The sequence below is a fragment of the Bosea sp. (in: a-proteobacteria) genome, assembly GCA_023910605.1.
In the GTDB taxonomy this organism is placed as follows: domain Bacteria; phylum Pseudomonadota; class Alphaproteobacteria; order Rhizobiales; family Beijerinckiaceae; genus Allobosea.
The window spans coordinates 1273406-1295801 of sequence record JAAVVV010000001.1; the positions used below are offsets into that span (position 1 = coordinate 1273406).

Annotated in this window: 19 protein-coding genes, 3 pseudogenes and 1 CRISPR repeat array (1 of these 23 only partly in view); of the genes and pseudogenes, 16 read left to right on the forward strand and 6 right to left on the reverse strand. The window is 61.5% G+C overall.

From position 1 onward, the window contains the following. Positions 1 to 118: 118 nt before the first annotated feature. From HEQ16_06320 to HEQ16_06350, 7 genes are all read left to right on the forward strand, one after another. Positions 119 to 349, forward strand: coding sequence for a hypothetical protein (locus HEQ16_06320; protein MCO4053663.1), 231 nt, complete (start codon positions 119 to 121; stop codon positions 347 to 349). A 140-nt stretch (positions 350 to 489) separates the two neighbouring features. Continuing rightward, on the forward strand, positions 490 to 639 hold the full coding sequence (locus HEQ16_06325) for a light-harvesting protein (GenBank protein MCO4053664.1): 150 nt from the start codon (positions 490 to 492) through the stop codon (positions 637 to 639). A gap of 33 nt (positions 640 to 672) precedes the next feature. Further along, a complete protein-coding gene (locus HEQ16_06330) occupies positions 673 to 825 on the forward strand; it encodes a light-harvesting protein (GenBank protein MCO4053665.1) in 153 nt (50 codons plus the stop codon). Positions 826 to 933: 108 nt separating this feature from the next. Further along, positions 934 to 1758, forward strand: coding sequence for a photosynthetic reaction center subunit L (locus tag HEQ16_06335; GenBank protein MCO4053666.1), 825 nt, complete (start codon positions 934 to 936; stop codon positions 1756 to 1758). Between the two features lie 13 nt (positions 1759 to 1771). Beyond that, positions 1772 to 2767, forward strand: a complete 996-nt coding sequence (locus tag HEQ16_06340; protein ID MCO4053667.1) for a photosynthetic reaction center subunit M — start codon at positions 1772 to 1774, stop codon at positions 2765 to 2767. Beyond that, positions 2764 to 3828 carry a photosynthetic reaction center cytochrome c subunit gene (locus HEQ16_06345; protein MCO4053668.1) on the forward strand — a complete coding sequence of 355 codons (1065 nt, stop codon included), beginning with the start codon at positions 2764 to 2766 and terminating at the stop codon, positions 3826 to 3828. Before HEQ16_06340 ends, HEQ16_06345 begins: the two co-directional genes overlap by 4 nt. A gap of 238 nt (positions 3829 to 4066) precedes the next feature. Then, positions 4067 to 5002 (forward strand): IS5 family transposase, encoded by a 936-nt coding sequence (locus tag HEQ16_06350; GenBank protein ID MCO4053669.1) that lies wholly within the window; start codon positions 4067 to 4069, stop codon positions 5000 to 5002. 171 nt (positions 5003 to 5173) lie between these two features. Here the strand turns inward: HEQ16_06350 and HEQ16_06355 are convergent, their stop codons facing one another. After that, positions 5174 to 6418, reverse strand: a complete 1245-nt coding sequence (locus tag HEQ16_06355) for an L-rhamnose isomerase (protein ID MCO4053670.1) — start codon at positions 6416 to 6418, stop codon at positions 5174 to 5176. Between the two features lie 10 nt (positions 6419 to 6428). After that, entirely contained in the window at positions 6429 to 8525 is a 2097-nt protein-coding gene (locus HEQ16_06360) for a bifunctional rhamnulose-1-phosphate aldolase/short-chain dehydrogenase (protein ID MCO4053671.1), read from the reverse strand. A gap of 162 nt (positions 8526 to 8687) precedes the next feature. Between HEQ16_06360 and HEQ16_06365 the strand changes: the two genes are divergently transcribed. From HEQ16_06365 to HEQ16_06395, 7 genes are all read left to right on the forward strand, one after another. Then, the gene (locus HEQ16_06365; GenBank protein ID MCO4053672.1) at positions 8688 to 9500 is read left to right on the forward strand and encodes a DeoR/GlpR transcriptional regulator; all 813 of its coding nucleotides are present in this window, start codon (positions 8688 to 8690) and stop codon (positions 9498 to 9500) included. Between the two features lie 34 nt (positions 9501 to 9534). Continuing rightward, complete coding sequence (rhaS, locus tag HEQ16_06370) at positions 9535 to 10524, forward strand: rhamnose ABC transporter substrate-binding protein (protein ID MCO4053673.1); 990 nt, start codon at positions 9535 to 9537, stop codon at positions 10522 to 10524. Positions 10525 to 10587: 63 nt separating this feature from the next. Then, complete coding sequence (locus HEQ16_06375) at positions 10588 to 12084, forward strand: sugar ABC transporter ATP-binding protein (protein ID MCO4053674.1); 1497 nt, start codon at positions 10588 to 10590, stop codon at positions 12082 to 12084. Continuing rightward, positions 12081 to 13049 (forward strand): ABC transporter permease, encoded by a 969-nt coding sequence (locus HEQ16_06380; GenBank protein ID MCO4053675.1) that lies wholly within the window; start codon positions 12081 to 12083, stop codon positions 13047 to 13049. Before HEQ16_06375 ends, HEQ16_06380 begins: the two co-directional genes overlap by 4 nt. Next, positions 13031 to 14023: an ABC transporter permease gene (locus tag HEQ16_06385; protein ID MCO4053676.1), complete on the forward strand. Its 993-nt coding sequence runs from the start codon at positions 13031 to 13033 to the stop codon at positions 14021 to 14023. The genes HEQ16_06380 and HEQ16_06385 overlap by 19 nt, the downstream gene beginning before the upstream one ends. Further along, complete coding sequence (locus tag HEQ16_06390) at positions 14020 to 14337, forward strand: L-rhamnose mutarotase (GenBank protein MCO4053677.1); 318 nt, start codon at positions 14020 to 14022, stop codon at positions 14335 to 14337. The genes HEQ16_06385 and HEQ16_06390 overlap by 4 nt, the downstream gene beginning before the upstream one ends. 13 nt (positions 14338 to 14350) lie before the next feature. Continuing rightward, complete coding sequence (locus HEQ16_06395; protein MCO4053678.1) at positions 14351 to 15754, forward strand: carbohydrate kinase; 1404 nt, start codon at positions 14351 to 14353, stop codon at positions 15752 to 15754. Between the two features lie 63 nt (positions 15755 to 15817). Here the strand turns inward: HEQ16_06395 and HEQ16_06400 are convergent. Beyond that, positions 15818 to 16087, reverse strand: a pseudogene (locus HEQ16_06400) (IS5/IS1182 family transposase). Between the two features lie 1020 nt (positions 16088 to 17107). Between HEQ16_06400 and HEQ16_06405 the strand changes: the two are divergent. Further along, complete coding sequence (locus tag HEQ16_06405) at positions 17108 to 18946, forward strand: HipA domain-containing protein (GenBank protein ID MCO4053679.1); 1839 nt, start codon at positions 17108 to 17110, stop codon at positions 18944 to 18946. A gap of 13 nt (positions 18947 to 18959) precedes the next feature. Then, complete coding sequence (locus tag HEQ16_06410) at positions 18960 to 19460, forward strand: DUF4935 domain-containing protein (protein ID MCO4053680.1); 501 nt, start codon at positions 18960 to 18962, stop codon at positions 19458 to 19460. Here the strand turns inward: HEQ16_06410 and HEQ16_06415 are convergent. The 3 genes and pseudogenes from HEQ16_06415 to HEQ16_06425 all read right to left on the reverse strand — a co-directional run bounded on the left by HEQ16_06415 (position 19386) and on the right by HEQ16_06425 (position 22016). Next, a pseudogene (locus HEQ16_06415) lies at positions 19386 to 19613 on the reverse strand (hypothetical protein). The gene HEQ16_06410 and the pseudogene HEQ16_06415 sit on opposite strands and share 75 nt — an antisense overlap. Before the next feature lie 34 nt (positions 19614 to 19647). Then, positions 19648 to 20666, reverse strand: a pseudogene (locus HEQ16_06420) (IS30 family transposase). A 675-nt stretch (positions 20667 to 21341) separates the two neighbouring features. Continuing rightward, the gene (locus HEQ16_06425; GenBank protein MCO4053681.1) at positions 21342 to 22016 is read right to left on the reverse strand and encodes a transposase; all 675 of its coding nucleotides are present in this window, start codon (positions 22014 to 22016) and stop codon (positions 21342 to 21344) included. 71 nt (positions 22017 to 22087) lie between these two features. After that, positions 22088 to 22396: a CRISPR direct-repeat array (repeat unit 36 nt; unit sequence GCTGCGGATTGCAGCCCTTTCTCGTTCTGCTAAAAC); it runs 720 nt beyond the window's last position.

The window sequence follows — 22396 nt, forward strand, 5'->3', positions numbered from 1 at the left end:
TTTTGAATTAAAATTAAAAATTCATATGCCTTTTTTAGACCCTCGACTGTCAAATTAAATAGACAAAATAGCTGTCAACTCCGCTGGAATATGCTAGAAAAGCAATCAGAGGTGACTCATGACCGACATGCGACTTGAAATGCCCCGCTCCCGCGCCCGCAGCCATGACCGGATCGCTTTCCGGGTTCTGGTGGCGCTCACCTATCCGCTGTTCCTGGCCGCTGCGCTCATGTCACGCCTGGCGCCCTTCGGCCGCGGCCTTCTGGCTCGTCCGGCTTCCCCCATCTCGATTTTCGCGCAGGCCCGTCAGGCCAGCGAGGCCACCATCGCCTTCGCCTTCATGGGCTGAGGCGTGGCCCGGGCGACCGGGCCGCCAGCGATCCTGTCCGGGCGACCGGGCGGGCAGTCATCGTGGTTTCACGAGGGCGATCCCAGCCGCGCGGGATGGGCGCGGTAACGGCTTCGGCCAGTATTGAGGAGTCTCAGGTCATGGCTGACAGAGACAGGCAGTCCCTCACGGGACTGACAGAAGGTGAGGCACAGGAATTCCACAAGTTCATGATGCAGGGAACTTTGGGTTTCGGCGCTGCTTCGCTGTTCGCGCACATCCTGATCTGGATGTGGCGTCCGTGGTTCTGATGATCACTGAAACGTAGAGAAGGAGAATTCGACATGTGGAGAATCTGGCTGATTTTCGATCCGCGCCGTTCGCTGATTGCAATCCTCGGCTTCTGTTTCGCGATGGTGCTCGTCAACCACTTCGTGCAGCTCAGCACGCCGCGCTACGGCAGCTGGCTCAGCGCGCCTGTGGTTGCGAAGCGGTAAGGCAGACCAGGGCGGACGAGCTTCGGCGCATGCGCTCGAACTTGCCCGCCCTACTCGCCCACGGAGGCGAGAGAGATGTTTCAGGGTGTCCACGCGGGGGCCAACACGATGGCAATGCTCAGTTTTGAAAGAAAATACCGCGTCCGTGGCGGGACGCTGATCGGCGGGGACCTTTTCGATTTCTGGGTTGGCCCCTTCTATGTCGGCTTCTTCGGCGTTACAGCCGCGTTCTTTTCGTTCCTTGGCACCGTGCTGATCTTTTACGGCGCGTCGTTGCAAGGCACCTTCAATCCATGGACTATCAACATAGCGCCGCCAGACCTGAAATACGGGTTGGGATTGGCCCCGCTGGCCGAAGGCGGCCTTTGGCAGATCATCACCATCTGCGCCATCGGGGCGTTTGTGTCCTGGATGCTGCGTGAGATCGAAATCTGCCGCAAGCTCGGCATGGGCTTTCATGTGCCGTTCGCCTTCGGCGTCGCGATCTTCGCCTATGTGACCCTGGTGGTGATTCGCCCGTTATTGCTCGGCGCCTGGGGCCATGGCTTCCCCTATGGCATTTTCAGCCACCTGGATTGGGTTTCCAACGTTGGGTATCAGTCCCTGAACTTCATGTACAACCCGGCCCACATGATCGCGGTGACCTTCTTCTTCACCACGACGCTTGCCCTTTCGCTGCATGGCGCGCTGGTCCTGTCCGCTACCAATCCCAAGGCCGGCGAGCCGGTCAAAACCCCCGAGCATGAGAACGCCTACTTCCGCGATTTCATCGGCTATTCCATCGGCACGATCGGCATCCACCGACTGGGTCTGTTCCTTGCCCTTTCGGCGGGCTTCTGGTCAGCCATCTGCATCGTCATCAGCGGACCGTTCTGGACCCAGGGATGGCCCAGATGGTGGAGCTGGTGGCTTGATCTGCCAATCTGGTCCTGAGGGGAGGGACAAAATGGGTCTTCTGACAACCACAGACTACCAGAATATCTTCACCCGCGTTCAGGTCCGCGGACCTGACGACCTCGGCATCCCCATTGCAAAGGGCATTTACGAGCGCGGCACCAGGACGAGCCACAGTTACTGGCTTGGCAAGATTGGCGATGCGCAGATTGGCCCGTTCTATCTCGGCGTCTGGGGCCTGCTGTCGATTGCATGCGGCATCATTGCCTTCGAGATCATCGGTCTCAACATGTGGGCGTCAGTCAATTGGGACCCGGTGCAGTTCATTCGTCAGCTCTTCTGGCTCGGCCTCGAGCCGCCGCTGGCCAAGCACGGTCTTAATCCGTTCATCCCTCTGAACGAGGGTGGCTGGTTCCTGATGACGGGCTTCTTTTTCACGGCCTCGGTACTGTTCTGGTGGGCCCGCACCTACTCTCGCGCCAGGGCGCTTGGCATGGGCACCCACGTTCCATGGGCCTTTGCCGCAGCTATCTGGCTCATGCTGGTGCTGGGCTTCATCCGTCCGATCGCCATGGGTTGCTGGTGCGAGGCTGTTCCCTATGGCATTTTCCCTCACCTTGACTGGGTGCAGGCCTTCTCGATCCGGTATGGCAACCTGCACTACAATCCGTTCCACGCCTTCTCGATCGTCTTTCTGTATGGCTCCGTGCTGCTCTTCGCCATGCATGCCGGCACCATCCTGGCCGTCACCCGTTATGGTGGCGAACGCGAGATCGAGCAGGTCGTCGATCGTGGCACGGCTTCCGAACGTGCCGCCCTGTTCTGGCGCTGGACGATGGGCTTCAACGCCACCATGGAATCGATTCACCGCTGGGCCTGGTGGTTCGCAGTCCTCACCCCGATCACGGGCGGGATCGGCATCCTTCTCACGGGCACGGTCGTCGACAACTGGTACCTCTGGGCCCAGCACTATGGTTACGCCCCGGCCTATCCGATGGTGAACCCGCCGGTGGTCGATCCCAGCCTGCTTCCTGGAGCGGTGAAATGAGAGCCTTGACGCAAAGAACCGTTCGCGCCGCCGGTTTCGCCGCGCTGACCCTGGGACTCGGCATGCTGCTCGCCGGTTGCGATCAGTCCCCGCCCGACACCGCCCAGGTGGGCTATCGCGGCACCGGCATGGAGCAGGTCAAGACCGCGCGCACCGTCGCCGCGCTCAATGAAGTCAATGTGGCGCCGGAGGTCATCCCCCCCGGCGACCGCGATGGCCCCCGCGCCTCAACAATCTACCAGAACGTGAAGGTGCTGGGCGATCTGAGCGAGACCGAGTTCACTCGCATCATGGTCGCGATGACGGCCTGGGTCGCGCCCGGCGGCGTCGCCGGCTCCGAGCCGGGGCAGGGGTGCGCCTACTGCCACAATCTCGAGAACATGGCCGACGAGTCAAAGTACCAGTACAAGACCGCCCGCCGCATGATCCAGATGACGCGCGAGATCAACACGACCTGGACAAGCCATGTCGGCGCCACCGGCGTGAGCTGCTACACCTGCCATCGCGGCAACCCGATCCCGACCCAGACCTGGTTCACGGGCGGGGGGCACCCCAGGAATCTTGCCGATGGCGGGGGCTGGATTGGTGCGAATAACGGCCAGAACCTTGCTGGAAAGCACGTTGGACGGGCGTCCCTTCCTGCCGATCCGTTCACACCGCTGATCCAGTATGCCGAGACGATCCGCGTGACCGGCAAGACAGCGTTGCCGATAGCCAAGGGCGAAACGATCGCCGTCACTGAACGCACGAACGCGCTCATGAACCACATGTCGGAGTCCCTCGCCGTCAACTGCACCTTCTGCCACAACTCGCGCGATTTCAGTTCGTGGAAGGATGCGCCGCCGCAACGCGTCACCGCCTTCCACGGCATCCGCATGCTTCAGGATGTGAACAGCAGTTATCTCGCGCCGCTCAGCGCCACTTATCCGGCCGAGAAGCTCGGCCCCGAAGGCGACGCGGCCAAGGCCTACTGCGCGACCTGCCACCAGGGCGCCCAGAAACCGATCAACGGCGCTCCCATGCTGTCGGACTATCCGGAGCTTGGCGCCCCCCGTCCCTGACCCCGGGCGGCGACAGCAGCAAACACGGCCCGGCCCGCTTGACAGTGGGCCGGGTTTTTCTTTGCTGACGAGCATGCCCGCGCTTTACATGCCGCCCTCGCATTGACGAGACGCCAGCCGCCAACGTATCCCTCGTGCGAGGGCCCTTAGCTCAATGGTTATGAGACCTGTGCGCGGGTGCCTGGACACTGATTTAAGTCTCTGGTTCACTTCACTTGCGTGAGAGTCGGAGGCAGCACTGGTGCACCGGGTGATTGGGCAGGAGCAGCTTGGTTCTGGATCGGGCACGAGGTCGGTCTCGTCGCTTGAAACACTTTCGGCCCTGATCGATTGGTCACCGGTCATGACGCTTCTGGCACCTGTTCATGCCAGCGCGAAAGGTGAAGCCGCGTGGCCCCCGCTGTCGATGTTCCAGGCGCTGCTGCTGTCGGTCTGGTACGATCTGTCAGAAGTGAAACTGGCGGAGGCGCTTGACGACCGGGCGTCATTCCGGCGGTTCTGCGGCTTCTGTGGCACTGAACCGGTACCGGAGCGGACAGCGTTCGTCCGCTTCCGCCGCGCCCTGATCGGGGCCGGGCTGGACCGCGCGGTTTTCGAGGCGGTGACCGCGCAACTCAAGGCGAAGGCGGTCACGGTGAAGACCGGCACCATTGTCGACGCGACCATCATCGCCTCTGCCAGCGAGGACGACACACAAGCGCGCTGGGTGAAACACAAGACAAAGCCGGCCGTCCACGGCTTCAAGGCCCATGTCGGCGCGGATGCTGGTGCTGCGCTGGTCGAGGAGGTGTCGGTCACGCCGGCCAATGTCCATGATGGACGGGCCGGATTTGCGGCGCTTCCGCAGAATCCCGGCGAGGTGTTCGCCGACAGTGCCTATCGCGGCCAGGTCTTTGCCGAAGCCGTGCGCGCCAGGGGTGGAACGCCCCGCATCGTGGCCATCGCCATGTGGGGACGGGATGAGCAGGAAACGCTAGGCAGGCTCAAGGCCCACAACCGCCCCATCCATCAGGTTCGTGGCAGGATCGAGAAGATCTTCGGGACATGGAAACGAAGCTACGGCCTCAGGCGCATGCGATGGCGGGGAATCGCCAAGGCAAACGCCCAGGTCCTGCTCACCGCCATCGCCTGCAACCTCAAGCGCTCCCTGACAATCACAGCAAAACCAGCCTGACACGGGGTGGGGGAATAGCAATTCACCGGGCCCAATGGCTCTCAACAAACTTGTCAAAGCGTTGATATAAAATCGAAAATACCCACCCGCGCACAGGTCTCATCAGTGGGGGCCGATCAGCTCTAAGTCTTGCTCAATGTTCAAAGATCACATTCTGTGCAATCAAATCGATCACCCGCGCATCGCCACCTTTGCCTGATAGCGTTCAAGCGCGCCGATCAGCCGCGCCCCTGTGGACACATCGGCGCGGGCGCAGAATTCGGCCCAGACGGTGGGGAAGGGCAGGTCTTTGGCTTCTTCGGTCAGCATCAAGCGGGTAGTGTAATCCAGCGATTCCTCTGCCGCTTTCAGCCGCGCTTGCGGCAGCAACAGCGCGCGCAGCAGCGCCTTTTGCATGTTGCGGGTGCCGATGACCCAAGCCGCAGTGCGGCTGATGGTGGCGTCGAAGAAATCAAGCCCGATATGGGTGCGGCCCAGCAGATCGGCAAAGACCAGTTCTTGCGCCATGGCCAGAATATCATCGTTGAGCAGTATCACATGGTCACTGTCCCATCGCACGGGGCGCGAGACGTGCAGGAGGATCTCATCCACCGACAACGCCACCGATGACAGCTTGTCGGCCACGTTTTCGGTGGGGTGGAAATGGCCCATGTCGAGGCAGAGAATGGTGCCCTTGCGGATGGCGTAGCCAAGGTAAAACTCGTGGCTTCCCACGGTGCAGGATTCCACCCCGATGCCGAACAGCTTGGATTCCACCGCGTCGCGCATCTGCGCCTTGGGCAGCGGCGTGGCCATCATCGCATCGAGCGAAGCCTCCAGCCGCCGCCGCGCGGCCATGCGGTCGACGGGCGCATCCTTTGACCCGTCAGGCACCCAGATGTTGTTGATCACCGGGCTGCCCAATGCAACGCCCATCTGTGCGGCGATGTCGCGGCAGCGACGACCGTGCTCGATCCAGAAATTGCGGATGCCCGCATCGGGGTGCGACAGGGTCAGGTTGTCATCGGCCCTGGGGTGGGCAAAGAAGGTGGGGTTGAAATCAAGCCCCACCCCCTGCGCCTTGGCCCAATCGACCCAAGGCGCAAAATGCCGATATTCGATGGCATCGCGGTCGGGCATGTCGTCGGCATCCAGATAAAAGGCGTGCAGGTTCAGCCGGTGCTTGCCGGGAATTTGCTCGTAGGCAAATTCCAGATCGGCGCGCAGTTCGGCCACGTTGCGGGCGCGGCCCGGGTGGTTGCCGGTGGCCTGAATGCCACCGCCTGCGGTGCCGGATTTCCTCTCGAACCCTTTTACATCATCGCCTTGCCAGCAATGCATGGAAATCGGGATGGCGGCCAGCGAGGTGAGCGCGGATTCGGTATCCACGCCCCAATCCGCAAAGTGCTGGCGGGCGGAGTCGTATGCGTGTGCCATGTTGGCTCCCCTAGCGCGTGAACGCTTCCTTGTTGCCCGCATCCACATTCAGGATGTTGCCGGTGGATTTGGCGGTGAGGTCAGAGGCGAAGAAATACACCCCTTCGGCGATATCTTCGGGGAGAACCGAGCGTTTGAGCAGGGACCGCTGGCGATACATCTCCTCCAGCCCGTCCTTGTCGGTCCTGTAGGTGCTCGCGCGCTGTTCCAGCCATTCGCCAGACCAGATCTTTGATCCGCGCAGCACGGCATCGGGGTTGACGACATTCACCCTTATGCCCGCATCGGCGCCTTCGAGGGCAAGGCAGCGGGCGAGGTGAATCTCCGCCGCCTTGGCAGTGCAATAGGCACTGGCGTTGGGGCTGGCGGCGAGGCCGTTCTTGGAGGCAACAAAGATCACCGACCCGCCGATGCCTTGCGTGCGAAAGAGGCGGAAGGCCTCACGGCTGACAAGGAAATAGCCGGTGGACAGGATGTCCATGTTCTTGTTCCACAGCGCGAGGCTGGTGTCTTCGATCGGGGCCGAAGAGGCGATGCCCGCGTTTGACACAAGAATGTCGATGCCGCCGAATTCGACCGCCGCATGGGCATAGGCGGCGATCAGTTGCGATTCATCGGTGACGTTCATCGCCACGGTGCGCACGACATCGGGGCCAAAGCCCTTTACCATGCCGGCCGCCACGTCCTTGGCCGCTGCCACGTCGATATCGGCCAGCAGGACGCAGGCGCCTTCGGTCAACAGGCGCTCCGCCGTTGCCGCGCCAATGCCGCCCGCCCCGCCGGTGACCAGCGCCACCCGGCCTGCCAGCGCCTTGGGGCGCGGCATGCGTTGCAGCTTTGCCTCTTCCAGCAGCCAGTATTCGATATCAAACGCCTCTTGTTCCGGCAGGGCCTGATAGGTGGAGACAAGGCTGGCGCCGCGCATCACGTTGATGGCGTTGATGTAGAACTCCCCCGAGATGCGGGCGGTGGCTTTGTCCAGCGCGAAGGTGATCATGCCGACGCCCGGCACCAGATAGACCACCGCGTTGGGGTCGCGCAGCGCGGGGCTGTCGGGATGTTTGCAGCGGTCGTAATAGGCGGCGTAATCTGCGCGGTAAGAATCCAGCGCCGGGGCCAGTGTGGCGACGGTGGCCTCCAGATCGGGGGATGCCGGGTCAAAATCCACTACCAGCGGGCGGATCTTGGTGCGCAGGAAATGGTCGGGGCAGGAGGTGCCTAGCGGGGCCAGCGATTCGAGCATGGCCGAGCCGAGGAATTCGAGCACGGCGGGGCTGTCGTCGAAATGCCCGACCTTGTGCCGATCTTGCGAGACCAGGCCCCGGATCACCGGCATCAGGCGAGCGGCCACGGCGCGCCGGTCTTCGGCGGGCAGGGTCGGGCGGGTTTGCCCGCCGAAGGCTGGCTTGCCGGCAGATTTCGCATCCAGCCAATCCGCCGCCTGATTGATGATCTCAAGCGTGGTCAGGTAGCAGTCTTTCGCATCATCGGCCCAGGTGAACAGGCCATGGCTTTCCAGCACACAGCCGCGGGCCTGCGGATTGTCACGGCAGAATGCCTGCAGCCACAGCCCCAGTTCAAACCCCGGCTTTTTCCACGGCAGCCAGCCGATATCCGCGCGGAAGATCTCGGTGGTCAGCTCCTTGGAGTTGACCGAGGCGGCGATGGCGATGATGGCGTCCGAATGGACATGATCGACATGCTTGCGCGGCACATAGGCGTGCAGCGGCGTGTCGATGCTGGCGGCGCGCGGGTTCAGCGCAAAGGTGCAATGGGGCAGATACCCGACGATTTCATCCTCGAAGGCGAGGCCGCGATACAGGCCGGGCAGGGCGTTGAGCTTGTCCATGTAAAGCGTGGAAAAGCCATCCATCTTCATCGAGCCGATGTCACCGCCCGAGCCCTTGACCCAGAGCACCTCGACCATCTGGCCTGTCAGCGGGTCGCGTTCCATCACCTTGGCGCTGGTGTTGCCGCCGCCGTAATTCGTCACCCGCTTGTCTGATCCCAAGAGGTTGGAGCGGTAAAGCAGCTTTTCCGACTCGCTCATGGCAGAAGCGCGGGCTTCATCCCACAGATTTTGCAGCCGGTTTTCGCTAATGGTCATGAAATCCTCCTCGCCCATGGCGGCAAATGTGCCAGCCTTCTCCCTCCTGTCAATCATAAACAATCATGTTCAATCATTATACGGTATACAATGATGTGTCATGATCGAAACTGATTGACAGCAATCGTTTTCAATGGAGTATGGCGGTGCAGGGAGAGCGCGATGCACGAGAGCGCACGGCACAGGCTCATATTGTCAGCCATCGAAGGTCGGCCGGTGGCGACCGTCGCCGATCTGGTCACGCTGACCGGAACATCCGAGGCGACGATCCGTCGGGATATCGCCACCTTGCATGTGCAAAAGAAGCTGCGCCGGGTGCGGGGCGGGGCGGAATCGATCGCACCACCGCAGTTCGTCGGCATCAATGCGCGCCCCTTCAGTGTGAACGAAGGAATCCGGCTGGCGGAAAAGCGGGCGATTGCGCGGGCGGCGGTGGATCTGTGCGCGGATGGTGAGGCGATCATCATCAACGGCGGCACCACCACCTTTCAGATGGTGCATCCGCTGACGGCCAAGCGCTGCCAGGTGTTCACCAACAGCTTTCCGATTGCCGAGCATCTGCTCAAGCATTCCAAGAACACCGTGTTGCTGCCTGCCGGTGCGATTTACCGCGAGCAGAACATCATCCTGTCGCCGTTTGATGAAGACGGCAGCCGCCATTTCTATGCCCGGCGCATGTTCATGGGGTGCCGGGGGCTTGGCCCGCTGGGCCTGATGGAGGGCGACCCGCTGCTGGTGCAGGCCGAACAGAAACTGATCGGTCAGGCGGATGAGCTGGTGGTCTTGGCCGACAGCACCAAGTTTGCCGCGCGCTCCAGCCTGCTTTTGTGCGCGCTGTCACGCATCCACACCGTCATCACCGATGACGGCATTACAGACCGCGACGCCGCCATGCTGGAGGCCGCGGATATCAGGCTGATCGCGATCCATATCGGTATCGCGGACAGACGCGAGGACTGCACAGGCGACGCCTGAAGCGGATGGGAAACGGCTCATAAGGGAGGAACTGATGGGAATTCTGAAAAAGACACTGACGACGGCGGCGATTGCCACCTTGCTAATGACGCAAGCGGTGGCGGCGGAAAACGTCAAGATTGCGCTGGTGGTCAAGGCGCTGGGCATCGGCTTCTTTGAAGCCGCCGCCAAGGGCGCAAAAGAGGCGGCGGCGGAACTGGGCGGTGTGACAATCATCTACACCGGCCCGACCGACACCACCGCCGAAGGCCAGATCGAGGTGATCAACGCGCTGATCGCGCAGGGCGTCAACGCCATTGCGATTTCGGCCAATGACCCCGATGCCGTGGCACCGGCGCTGAAACGCGCGATGAGCCGTGGCATCACGGTGATTTCGTGGGATTCGGGCGTGGCCAAGGAAGGCCGCCAGATGCACCTGAACCCGTCGTCCAGCGCGCTGATCGGCAACACCATCATCAAGCTGGCCGCCGATCATATCAAAGGCACCGGCGATGTGGCGATTCTGTCGGCCACCTCGACCTCCACCAACCAGAATATCTGGATCGAAGAGGCAAAGAAGGTGCTGCCGAACTATCCGAACGTGAACCTTGTGGCGACGGTGTACGGCGACGATCTGGCTGACAAATCCTATCGTGAGGCCCGGGGCCTGATGGCCACCTATCCGAACCTGAAAGCCATCATCGCGCCGACCACGGTCGGCATTCTGGCGGCTTCGCAGGCGGTGAAGGATGCGGGCAAGATCGGCAAGATCAACGTGACGGGTCTGGGCCTGCCCTCGGAAATGGCGGGCGCGGTGGAGTCGGGTGCGACGAAAAGCTTCGCGATCTGGAACCCGATTGATCTGGGCTATGCGGCCACTATGCTGTCTTACAACCTGATCAAGGGTGCCACGGCCAAGCCGGGCGCGTCCATTCCGATGGGCCGGATCGGCGCGGCGGTTCTGGACAAGAACAACGAAGCGGCCATGTCGGACCCCTTCACCTATGACAAGTCGAACATCGAACAGTTCAAGTCGATCTTCTGATATGTCACCCGCCCCGGCTGGCTGCTCCGTCGGCCGGGGCATTTGCTCCCAAAGGAATCCGTGATGAAGCCCGTTCTTTCGCTGCGCGGCATTTCCAAGTCATTTCCGGGGGTCAAGGCGCTTTCAGACCTGCAGCTTGATCTTTACCCCGGTAAGGTGACTGCCCTGATCGGCGAAAATGGCGCAGGCAAATCCACCATCGTGAAGGTGCTCACCGGGCTGTATCAGCCCGACACGGGCCGCATCTTGATGGGCGGGGCCGAGGTGCAGTTTCCCACCGCACAGGCGGCGAGTGCGGCGGGGGTGACCGCGATTCATCAGGAAACCGTGCTGTTTGACGAATTGACCGTGGCCGAGAACATCTGGCTGGGTCATGCGCCCCGCACGCGGCTGGGCCTGATCGACCGCAGCGCGATGCGCGCGGGCGCGGTGCGGCTGCTGGAGGGGATTGGGGCCAAGCTGAACCCCGATTTGCGGCTGCGCGATCTGGGGATCGCGTCAAAGCATCTGGTCGCCATCGCACGGGCGCTGTCGATTGATGCGCGGGTGGTGATCATGGATGAACCCACGGCGGCGCTGAGCCACAAGGAAATTCATAAGCTCTATGAGCTGGTCGAAACGCTGAAGGCGCAGGGCAAGGCCATCTTGTTCATCAGCCACAAGTTTGACGAGATCTTCCGCATCGCCGACCGCTACACCGTGTTCCGCGACGGGCAGTTTGTCGGCGAGGGCGCGATGGGCGACGTGAGCGAAAGCGCTCTGGTGCAGATGATGGTGGGCCGGTCGGTCGACCAGATCTTCCCGGCGCGCCAGCGCAACATCGGCCCACCTGTGTTGACCGTGTCAGGCTACAGCCATCCGACCGAATTCGCCGACATTGGCTTTACCCTGCACCGGGGCGAGATTCTGGGGTTCTACGGGCTGGTGGGGGCCGGGCGCTCCGAGGTGATGCAGGCGCTGTTCGGCATCACCAAGCCCTCAAAGGGCGCGACGCGGATCGACGATTCCGTGCAGGTGATCCGCTCTACCTCTGAAGCGATTGCGGCGGGGATTGTCTATGTGCCCGAGGATCGCGGCAAGCAAGGCGCGGTCAAGGGCCTGCCGATTTTCCAGAATGTCACGCTGCCCTCCCTTTCGCGCACCTCGCGCGCGGGATTTCTGCGGCTGGCCGAGGAATTCAAGCTGGCGCGCGACTACACGCAGCGGCTGGACCTGCGGGCGGCGAGCCTCGATCAGGATGTAGGGCTGCTGTCGGGGGGCAATCAGCAAAAGGTGGTCATCGCCAAATGGCTGGCCACCAGGCCGCGCGTGATCATTCTGGACGAGCCGACCAAGGGCATCGACATCGGGTCAAAGGCGGCGGTGCATGAGTTCATGGCGGAACTGGCCGCAGAAGGGCTGGCGGTGATCATGGTCAGCTCGGAAATTCCCGAGGTGCTGGGCATGTCGGACCGGGTGATCGTGATGCGCGAAGGCCGGATCGTGGATGAGGTGACGGGGGATCGGATGACGCCCGAGGTGCTGGTGCGCGCTGCCGCCGGATTGGCGGTGGCGGCATGAACCTGTTGAAATCCCGCGAGGCGCTGCTGGCGCTGGCGATTCTGGTGCTGATCGGCGTGGTGGCGGCGCGGTTCCCGGCCTTTGTGCGGCCTGCCAATCTGGCGAATGTGTTCAACGACACCTCGCCGCTGATCATCCTGGCCATCGGGCAGATGATCGTGATCCTGACCAAGTGCATCGACCTGTCGGTTGCGGCCAATCTGGCGCTGTGCGGCATGGTGGCGGCGCTGATGAACGGCGCGGGCGTGCCGCTGGCGTTGATCCTGCCGGGGGTGATCCTGCTGGGCGCGGGTCTGGGCGCTGTGAACGGGGTGCTGGTGTGGAAGCTGGGCATTCCGTCGATTGTGGTTACGCTGGGCACGATGACGATTTTCCGTGGGTCGATCTTTTTGATGACGGGGGGCCAGTGGGTCAACGCGCATCAGATGAGCGACGGGTTCAAGGCGCTGCCGCGCACGGTGCTGATGGGCCTGCCGGTGATGAGCTGGATGGCGATTGCGCTGATCGTGCTGTTCACTGTGGTGCTGACACGCACTGCGCTGGGCCGGTCATTCTATGCTGTTGGCGGCAACCCGCATGCGGCGGTGTATGCCGGCATCAACGTGGGGCGCAGCCAGTTTGCGGCCTTTGTGATCTCGGGCGCGCTGGCGGGCCTGGCGGGCTATCTTTGGGTCGCGCGCTACGCGGTGGCCTATGTCGCTGTTGCGGGCGGGTTTGAACTGGACGTGGTGGCCGCCTGCGTGATCGGCGGCGTGGCCATTGTGGGCGGTGCGGGCACCATCATCGGCGCTGTCTTGGGCGCGCTGTTTCTGGGCGTGATCAAGAATGCGCTGCCCGTCGTCGGCATTTCGCCATTCTGGCAGATGGCGATTTCCGGCGCGGCCATTGTGCTGGCCGTGGCCTTCAATGCCACCCAATCGCGCGCCAAGGGTCGCATCATTCTCAAATCGGCCGAGGCAAGATGACCCCGCACACCCGTATCCTGCCTGACCGTCTACAATCGCCTGCCGTGCGCGCATTGCGCAGCTGGGAAGCGATTCTGGTCGCTGTGGCCATTGCGGTGTTTGTCACCAACAGCTTTGCCTCGCCCTATTTCCTGAATGCGTGGAATCTGTCGGATGCCACCTTCAACTTTACCGAAAAGGCGCTGATCGCCTTTGCCATGGCGATGCTGATCATCGCCGGCGAGATTGATCTTTCGGTCGCCTCCATCATCGCACTGGCTTCCACCGCAATGGGGGTGGCGATGGCGGCCGGGGCGGATACGCCGGTTCTGGTGCTGGTCGGGATCGGTACCGGGCTTTTGTGCGGGGCGATCAATGGCGCGCTGGTGGCGGGGCTGGGTCTGCCCTCTATCGTGGTGACCATCGGCACCATGAGCTTATTTCGCGGCATCGCCTCCATCGTGTTGGGTGACAAGGCGTTCACAGGCTATCCGGCGAGCTTCAAGTTCTTTGGGCAGGGCTATGTCTGGTGGGTGATCAGCTTTGAGATGGCGCTGTTTGCGGCGATGGCGGTGGTCTATTATCTGCTGCTGCACCGCACCAGTTTTGGCCGTGCGGTGTTCGCCATCGGCAATAATGCCACCGCCGCGCAGTTTTCCGGCATTCGCGTCGCGCGGGTGCGGTTCATCCTTTTCCTGCTGACCGGGGTGATGAGCGGGATTGCCGCTGTTTGCCTGACCTCGCGCCTGGGCTCCACCCGCCCCTCGATTGCGACGGGGTGGGAACTGGAGGTGGTCACGATGGTGGTGCTGGGCGGGGTCAGCATTCTGGGCGGGTCGGGCAGTATTCCGGGCGTGGTGCTGGCGGCGCTGATCATGGGCATGGTCACTTTTGGCTTTGGCCTGCTGAACGTGCCGGGGATCGTGATGAACATTTTTCTGGGCTTCCTGCTGATCGGCGTGATTTCGCTGCCCCGTCTGCTGCGGAGGAAATGATGCACAAATATGCGTTCAAGATGCGGCTGCATCCGGGAGCAGAGGCGGAGTATATCCGCCGCCATGATGAAATCTGGCCCGAGCTGGTGGCCCTACTGAAGGACGCGGGCGTGCGGGATTATTCCATCCATCTGGACCGGGAAAGCCGAATCCTGTTTGGCGTGCTGTGGCGGCGCGACGATCACGGCATGCACGATCTGCCTGCCCACCCCGTCATGCAGCGCTGGTGGGCGCATATGGCGGACCTGATGGAGACCCATCCCGGCAACGCGCCGGTGGCGGAGCCTTTGGTCACCGTGTTCCAGATGTCCTGACCCTGCCCTAACCATGCGCAACGTCGCCGTAGTTGATATTGGCAAGACCAATGTGAAACTTGCCCTCGTGCAGGAAGGCTGCCTGCAAGAACTCGCAGTCGTCACCAAAGCCAACACTCCGCGTGCCGGCCCGCCTTACCGGCATTTCGATTTAGCCGGTCACTGGAACTTTTTCCTCCACCATCTTGCCGCCTTCCATGCTCAATTGGGGGTCGATGCGATCTCTGTGACCACGCATGGTGCCTCGGCCGTTCTGCTCGATGCCGCTGACCAGCTCGCATGCCCTATGCTGGATTACGAAGATCCTGGCCCGACTTCGCTGGCCGCTTCTTATGATGCTCTTCGCCCTTCATTTGCCGAAAGTGGGTCATCGCGCCTGCCTTTGGGGCTCAATCTCGGCGCGCAGCTCCACTGGCTTCTTTCAGCACAAAATGAGTTTTCCGGGCTAAGTCGACACCTTTCGCGGATCGTCACCTATCCGCAATACTGGGGCTTTCTCTTGACGGGCGAGGCGGCCTGCGATCTGTGCTCCCTTGGGTGCCATACCGATCTGTGGAATCCCCGTCAGGGAGATTTTTCGCCACTTGTCGAGCGGCTGGGCCTGACCGGCCGAATTGCTTCGCCGCGACGGCCTGACGAAACGCTCGGAAATCTACGTCCAGCGCTTGCCGCCGCGACGGGCCTTTCTCCCAAGACACCGGTAAGCGTTGGGATCCATGACTCGAATGCCTCGCTTTACCCTCACCTCGTCTGCCGACAGGGGCCCTTTTCTGTTGTCTCTACGGGAACCTGGGTGATTTGCATGGCTATTGACGGTGATAATCGTCAACTCGATCCGTCCCGAGATACGCTTATAAATGTAGATGCACTTGGTCGTCCCGTCGCCTCAGCTCGCTTCATGGGCGGTCGTGAATTCGAACGCCTGAGCGAAGGCCACACCGGTCCCATTACGCAGGCTGATCGTGCTGCCGTGCTCGCCAGAAAGATGGCGGTGCTACCCGCAGTTGAAGCCAACTCTGGCCCTTTCCCTGGACATCGGATGCGATGGACGGCCCAGCCCGAATCTGTTGGCCAACGTCTTGTGGCCGTGTCCTTTTATCTTGCGCTGATGACACGCACTTGTCTTGACCTGATCGGCACCCGGGGCCCGGTAATTGTTGAAGGTCCCTTCGCGCGCAATTCCCACTATCTTGCAATGCTTTCTTCCCTGTCTCCAGAAGGCGTAGAAGCCGCTACCTCGGTAACCGGAACATCTGTAGGAGCGGCGCTTCTGTGCCTAGGCGCGGCACGGGCTCCCGACACGCAGCCTGTTCCCCGCCCAATTGATGCCGCGGACCTTTGCGCGTTTGCCAAGACCTGGCGGTCGCTGGTCGTCCGTGAAGAATTCGATTTCCGTTCAAGCCTGGGCGTATTTTGACTGTCGTTTGGGATATGGGCCGCCCAGCGCGGCGGTTATCGCAGCCATGATCCAGGCACAATAAAGCCTGAGCCATGCCAGCAGGAGCCGGAGATTATGGCCGGCTGCGGTGAGGATGACGTTAATCGCATCACCGCTCGCACCCTTGAGGGGGTTGCGCTCCATCAGGCCGTCGCTTTTGAGGTGACCGATTACCGGTTCGATGGCGTTTCGTCGCCGCATCTCACGACGGATCGTCGGTGAGACAATGCCCCGGGTGTGAGAGATCACGACGGTCAGGTCCTGACGCTCGAGCTTGTGACCGCGATATCCGCGATCGACATAGGCCCGCCGGACGCGTTGACCGGTGAGTGTTTCGACCTGGTCGATCTGGCGGGCGAGCGTGTGACCGCATCATCTTCGCGCTTCTGACCAAGGGCGTTGAATATCGAAAGCCCGAATGGACTGCGGCAGTGGAGCCTACCCCAACTGCTTGAAACAACATAGGACGAACAGGCTTCCGGCGCGGTCAACCGCAGCGCGCCGAAAGGACCAAGGTGCAAAATGATGACGATGACCACACGGGACGAAATCCCAACGCGAGACAAGCCGATTATACCAACGCACCCTCAAGTGCGCGCCGTTGTTTGGCTGCCCGCGACGCGGACTTCATCGAGGCCAGCGGCCAAATGTGCCGCAGCGAAAGGCCGGACATATGGGCGCACCGCCTCCCGACGGACAAAGTCTCCGCTTTATCCTTGGCCCGAAGGGGTCGTTCCACATATGGTAATATGAAACTGTAATGCTAGGAATTTCCACAGAATTCGCGACACGACCCGAGAAAGACGCGTCACAGCACCAGCGCTCTGGCCGCAGGAGCCTCATGTCGTTCACACGGCAAACTGCGACAATGACACGGGCTTGCCCGCCAGTCCTGGCCTCGGCGACAACGCCTGGTGGCAAAATGCGCAACCGGCCTCGTCATCAACGGCTTGCCGCGCCGCGCGCAAACCCACCAAAGCCCAAGCCGAAATCATCAAATCCCCATAGCGATCTGTTGCGGACCGCGGGTTCCTGCATGAGAGGCTTTCGTACGCCTCCGGCACCCGAAACCCTTCACCGTTCCGGTCGTTGTGCCGGTTGTAGCAGAGTTCCAAAAGCGGACTTCCGTGCGGACAGGCCAGGTTGCAGCGTTGCGCCAAGAGCGGTCTTGTGCACAGGTAGGCAACGACGACTCTGCGGCCGATTGCGGCTTGGCGTCGGGAAACTGACACCGCAATTTCTAACTTTCTCGTATTTCAAACACGCGAAAGTTGACATTTGGAGGCCGAGAACCTAACTTTCTCGTATCTGATATACGCGAAAGTTAGACTAATGGCCCTTTTCCTCGTCGGCGAGAACATAGACAAGACCCGCAGCCACTACCAGGCCGGGACCGGGAGGCTCGTCCAGCTGATGCGGGGCGTTTACGTTGATGCGGGCGATGATGTCGACGCGATGGTGATGAAGCATGCGGTCCGGATCGCGCGCTACCTCTATCCGCAGGCTTACCTGTCTGCCGCCACTGCCGTCCTGCTCGGACCGACACGCGACGGTCGTCTGTTCATCAGCGGGCGGCGGATTCAACGTACACGGCTGCGGGCCCTCGAGATCATACAGAACGCAACGCCCGCACACCCTTCCGTCGCCTCCGCCGTCGTCGATGACGGGATGGGCGAGTTCACCGTCACGGTCTCTGCATTGCGTCAACGCTTTCTCGAAGCATTCCGTATTCGCAGCGAGCACGCGCAGTCTCTTGACGAAGCCATGCGCGAGACGATCGTGCAGCGCCTCATCGAGGAATATGGCAGCGCCCAGAAAGCCGCCGACGCGGTGTGGACGCTCGCCCGCGAGAATGAGTGGTACCGCGAAGGCGAACAGGCCGAGCGTCTCCTCCTACGCCGCCCTGCCGCCGCACCCGCGCGGAACGAAGCCGCTCTGGACCTGATCGTCGCCTGGCATCAGAAACCGATCGGCAATCTCACCCACGACGGCTTTGAGTGGCGCTGGAAACCTTCCGACCAAAAAGGTCCGCCGCTTGTGCGCCAGACCGTGCCCGGCCAGCTGCCGCCCTTCATCGTCTCCCTGCTGCCTGAAGGCTGGCTGCAATTGGTTCTCGGCGAGCGCGACGAGCGCGCGCAGCTGCGCGCGGGCCGGCGCTACATGTCGAACATCACGATCGCCGAGACGCAAAAGGAACTGGCTTCCCTGCCCGCTGACATTCTCAGTACGTGCCTGTCCGCTTATAGGAACGGCGGTGTATTCACCGGCCGCTATGAAGGACCCGGCCGCACCGCCATCGAGGAAAGCTTTGAAGCCAACCTCGCCGCGATTTTTGCGCGCAGCGATACCCCGCGCCTTTCAGGGATACAGATCAAGGCCCCGATGTTCCTGGCACACGATGGCGCGCTCATTCCGAGCGAGGGCCGTCCCTTCACGCATATCCTCAAGCCTGCCGGCACCAGCGGCTTTGACATGCTGCCCATCATCGAATGGCAGGCGCTGACGCTGGGCGCGGCGGCGGGCTTTGAGGCGCCCGCCATGGCGCTCGTCGCGATGCCCGACGGCATGCCGCCCGCCTTGCTGGTCGAGCGCTTCGACATCCGCCGGGGTGACAATGATACGCGGTTCCTCGCGCTTGAGGATTTCGCATCGGTGCTGGGGGTGCCGACCTCTGCCAAGTATGACGGCACGATCGAGCGCGTCGCCCGCGCCGTGCGGCCTCTTTCAACAGATCCCGATGCTGACCTGCTCCTCATACTGAAGCGCGCGCTGTTCGCCTGGCTGATTGCCGACGGCGACATGCACCTCAAGAACCTGGCTCTCCTGAAGATCGCGGAGCCCGGCAGCGATACGTTCGCGAGCGTGCGCGTCGCGCCGCTCTATGACGCTGTGACCACCCGCGTCTTCCCGCGCCTTGCGCGCGACCGCATGGCCCTGAAGCTCAACGGCAAGGATGACCGCCTGCGCCGCGCCGACTTCAAGGCCCTCGCCGCCACCGCCGGTCTCAGGGCTGCCGACGCGGACGCGGCCATTGATGAACTGGCATCCGCACTCGCCCGCGCGCTAGGCGGCCTGGGCCCCGTGCCGCTGGTGGAGCCGGCCTCGCCCGCGGCGGACGCGGCGGCGGCCATGCGCGCGCTCGTCAAAGAGCGCCTTGAATCCCTCACCTAGAAGGAGGAACGCGATGCTCAAACTCCTGATCGATACGAGCGTGTGGCTCGACCTTGCCAAGGACTATCGCAACCTGCCGCTCCTCACGCTGCTGGGAGACCTGGTGGATCGTGACGAAATAGAACTTTTGGTGCCGGAAGTCGTCCGCGAGGAGTTTGACCGCAACCGGGCGCGTGTCCTCGCCTCCGCCAAGGCCAGCCAGGGAGAAGTCTTCAAGCGCGCCCGCAACGCGGTGCGCCAGTTCGGCAACGAAGAAACAAAGGCCGTGGTGCTGCGCGAGCTGGATGACGTCGCCCATAGCCTTGCCATTCACGGCGAGGCTTCGAACGAATCCATGCAGCTCGTCGAGAAGCTGCTTGAGGGTCCTGAACCGATCATTGCAAGCGTCATCGCCCGCCAGCGCGCCGCAAACCGGGGTCTTGACCGGCGGGCACCGTTTCACGGCAGCAAGCCGTTCGGCAATGCCCATCCGCCGTGCAGCGGCAGCCAGAAGCATCACGCCCCCGTCCGATGACAGCCGACCGCCGTCAAGAGCGGCTGTGATTTTCCTGCCTCCCACGGCTGGAAAAGTGAAGGGAAGTCCCGTAACGTCAGTCATGGCGGGTGTGGCTTGCGGAGATGGCGTGGCCCGGATCGGTGTAAACAGCCAAATCCTACACGATATCATACCTTTACGCTACATCCACCAACCCAGGGCGGTCTCAAATCTGAAGTGCATCACCGAGTTTCGATAGCTCAATCATAAAGACTTCCTCGGGTGTTTGGAAGCCGAGGACGGCGCGCGGTCTGGTGTTGAGGCTGTGGGCGATCCTGTCGAGATCGCGCTGGCTGTAGATCGACAGGTCGATGCCCTTGGGCAGGTACTGCCGGACGAGGCCATTGAGGTTCTCGCTGGACGGCCTCTGCCAGGGGCTGTGCGGATTGCAGAAGTAGACCGGCATGCCAAGGCGGCTGGTCAGTTCCTTGTGGCGGGCCATCTCCTTGCCCTGATCATAGGCGAGGCTGCGGCGCATCAATTTTGGCACCTTGGCAAAGGCTTTGGTGAACCCGTCCAGTGCCGCCTGCGCCCCGCAATCCTTCATCCTGGCGATCAGGGTGTAGCGGCTCTTGCGCTCGACCAGCGTGCCGATGGCGCTGGCATTTCCTGCGCCCTTGACGAAGTCGCCCTCCCAGTCGCCCGGAATGAGCCGATTGAGCGCATCTTCAGGCCGTTCGTGGATCGAAACCATGTCCGGCAGACGCCCCTGCCGGTTTGTCCCCCGCCCGCGTGCGCCGCGCGTCTTGTGGGCCTGGCGCAGACAACCGATCAGATCCTTGCGCAGCTCTCCGCGCGGGATCACGTAGATCGCCCGGTAGATCGTCTCGTGGCTGACAACGGGCAAGGAAGGACCGTTCGCATCAGGATCGCTCATGGCCTTCAGCTTGCCGGAAATCTGCTGCGGTGACCATGCAAGGCGCAAGTGCTTCAGCACATACTCGCGCAGCATCGTCCCCTCGCGCAGCTTGACCAGTCCCCGCCGCCGTCTGGCCCGGCAAGAAGAGGCTGCCGAGGAAGCGTCATATCCTTGCGCCGTGCCAGAACTGCGTTTGATCTCGCGCGATATGGTCGGTCCAGAGCGCCCCAGATGCCCGGCTATCCAGGACAGCTCCGACCTTCATTCAGATGCCGATGAATGAAATTGCGTTCCTCACCGCTGAGGTGATTGTAAACTTGGCCCATCAATCACCCGATAATCCGTCAGGTGATGCACTTCAAATGTGAGACGGCCAGGTAAAAAAATCTACGAACAATGAGAGTGACGTTTTTGACCTTACGAAACTCGAACAAATGAAGTTGCAACTTGGTTACCGCTACGCCGCCTTCATTCGCCTGTCGACAGGACAGAAAGCCGACATCGCCAATGTCCAAGTGACTTGGGTTTAATACACGCCGTAGATCCCACTCGACTAGTGTGAGCAATCAACGGACCCAAGTGGATTTTGCCCCTCCTTCAAATTGCTGCCGTAGGAAAACAAAGCACCGACATTCGTGCAACATTTAGAAGTCTTGGGGGTCTGCTAGCCAAGCACCTTACTCGTCTTGCAAAAGCCTAGAGCATTCCGCAACAACATACTCCGGCACGCTTTCAAACTTATGAGGATTGAGCTGCATGACATACTCATTTTCGATGTGGTACGACTCATTAATGAATTTTGAAATGATGTCGTCCTGATGTGCACCTTTGATAATTCTAAAGAGTTGAATTTTTTCGTATCCAACATCAGTTCCAAGGAACTTCGCTTTCATCACTCCATCGTCGTTAATTTCCTGTACTAGTGTGTTATAATCAAAGGACGGCATCAATTTTTTGATTGAGGTCTCTGCATTACGGTGACATGATATCAATTGCATTAATCACGCCTCACCCGCCTTTGGCTTCGGACCGCGCTTTTCCGGCGTGAGCTTGCGGCCGAGGCGCTGCTCCAAGGCCTCGAGGAAGTCCGCCGAGCCCATGGGGCGGCCGATCACGCCCTTCATCTCGAAGCCCGCCAGCGCCAGTTCTTCCTGCCGCGAGGGTTTGATAAGGTCGGCAAACCCCGAACCGGTGCGCTCCAGCACAGCGTTGACCTGCACCAGACCGTCATCGCGTCCTGCCAGATGCGCCGGCACGCTGCTCCAGCGCCAATCTTGCGCGCGCTTTGCCAGCTTCGCCTTGACCGGATTGAGCGCGAGATAGCGCACCGCCGCCAGAAGATACGCATCATCCATCGCGACCGATGAAAAGCGCCCCTGGAACAGATGCCCTGTTACCCGCGCGCGGGCGTTGAAGAAGGCGGCATAGCGCCGGTGCGCCTCCCCCACCGCGCGGGCCAGCCCGTCCTCGCTCATGGGCACCAGCACGAGGTGAATGTGGTTCGGCATCAGGCAATAGGCCCAGCACGCCACATCATGCGCGGCACAGCGCTCGGCCATCAGGTCCATGTACAGCTGATAATCCTCCGGCCCCGCGAACACCGCCATCCGGCGGTTGCCACGCTGCGTGACATGATGCGGAAGACCGGGGACTGTGATGCGGGACTGGCGCGACATGAACGGGAGCTTAACTCGATTGCCGAGCGCATGCAATTGATATCATGTCACCGTAATTGCCGCATGGACGAGCTGCGGATTGCAGCCCTTTCTCGTTCTGCTAAAACATATAATGGGGATTCCCATGGTGACGACCACGCTGCGGATTGCAGCCCTTTCTCGTTCTGCTAAAACCCTCGCCCTCCGTGGCAATAGACGGAAGCGGCTGCGGATTGCAGCCCTTTCTCGTTCTGCTAAAACAGTCATCGGCCAGCAGGGCGAAGTACGTATGCTGCGGATTGCAGCCCTTTCTCGTTCTGCTAAAACGGCCGGGTGCTGTTACACCCGGCCTTACCTGCTGCGGATTGCAGCCCTTTCTCGTTCTGCTAAAACACACATGC

Coding starts and splice junctions, on each gene's coding strand:
- HEQ16_06320 (MCO4053663.1), top strand. CDS start 119: ATGACCGACATGCGACTTGAAATGCCCCGCTCCCGCGCCCGCAGCCAT.
- HEQ16_06325 (MCO4053664.1), top strand. CDS start 490: ATGGCTGACAGAGACAGGCAGTCCCTCACGGGACTGACAGAAGGTGAG.
- HEQ16_06330 (MCO4053665.1), top strand. CDS start 673: ATGTGGAGAATCTGGCTGATTTTCGATCCGCGCCGTTCGCTGATTGCA.
- HEQ16_06335 (MCO4053666.1), top strand. CDS start 934: ATGGCAATGCTCAGTTTTGAAAGAAAATACCGCGTCCGTGGCGGGACG.
- HEQ16_06340 (MCO4053667.1), top strand. CDS start 1,772: ATGGGTCTTCTGACAACCACAGACTACCAGAATATCTTCACCCGCGTT.
- HEQ16_06345 (MCO4053668.1), top strand. CDS start 2,764: ATGAGAGCCTTGACGCAAAGAACCGTTCGCGCCGCCGGTTTCGCCGCG.
- HEQ16_06355 (MCO4053670.1), bottom strand. CDS start 6,418: ATGGCACACGCATACGACTCCGCCCGCCAGCACTTTGCGGATTGGGGC.
- HEQ16_06360 (MCO4053671.1), bottom strand. CDS start 8,525: ATGACCATTAGCGAAAACCGGCTGCAAAATCTGTGGGATGAAGCCCGC.
- HEQ16_06365 (MCO4053672.1), top strand. CDS start 8,688: ATGCACGAGAGCGCACGGCACAGGCTCATATTGTCAGCCATCGAAGGT.
- rhaS (MCO4053673.1), top strand. CDS start 9,535: ATGGGAATTCTGAAAAAGACACTGACGACGGCGGCGATTGCCACCTTG.
- HEQ16_06375 (MCO4053674.1), top strand. CDS start 10,588: ATGAAGCCCGTTCTTTCGCTGCGCGGCATTTCCAAGTCATTTCCGGGG.
- HEQ16_06380 (MCO4053675.1), top strand. CDS start 12,081: ATGAACCTGTTGAAATCCCGCGAGGCGCTGCTGGCGCTGGCGATTCTG.
- HEQ16_06390 (MCO4053677.1), top strand. CDS start 14,020: ATGATGCACAAATATGCGTTCAAGATGCGGCTGCATCCGGGAGCAGAG.
- HEQ16_06395 (MCO4053678.1), top strand. CDS start 14,351: ATGCGCAACGTCGCCGTAGTTGATATTGGCAAGACCAATGTGAAACTT.
- HEQ16_06405 (MCO4053679.1), top strand. CDS start 17,108: ATGGCCCTTTTCCTCGTCGGCGAGAACATAGACAAGACCCGCAGCCAC.
- HEQ16_06410 (MCO4053680.1), top strand. CDS start 18,960: ATGCTCAAACTCCTGATCGATACGAGCGTGTGGCTCGACCTTGCCAAG.
- HEQ16_06425 (MCO4053681.1), bottom strand. CDS start 22,016: ATGTCGCGCCAGTCCCGCATCACAGTCCCCGGTCTTCCGCATCATGTC.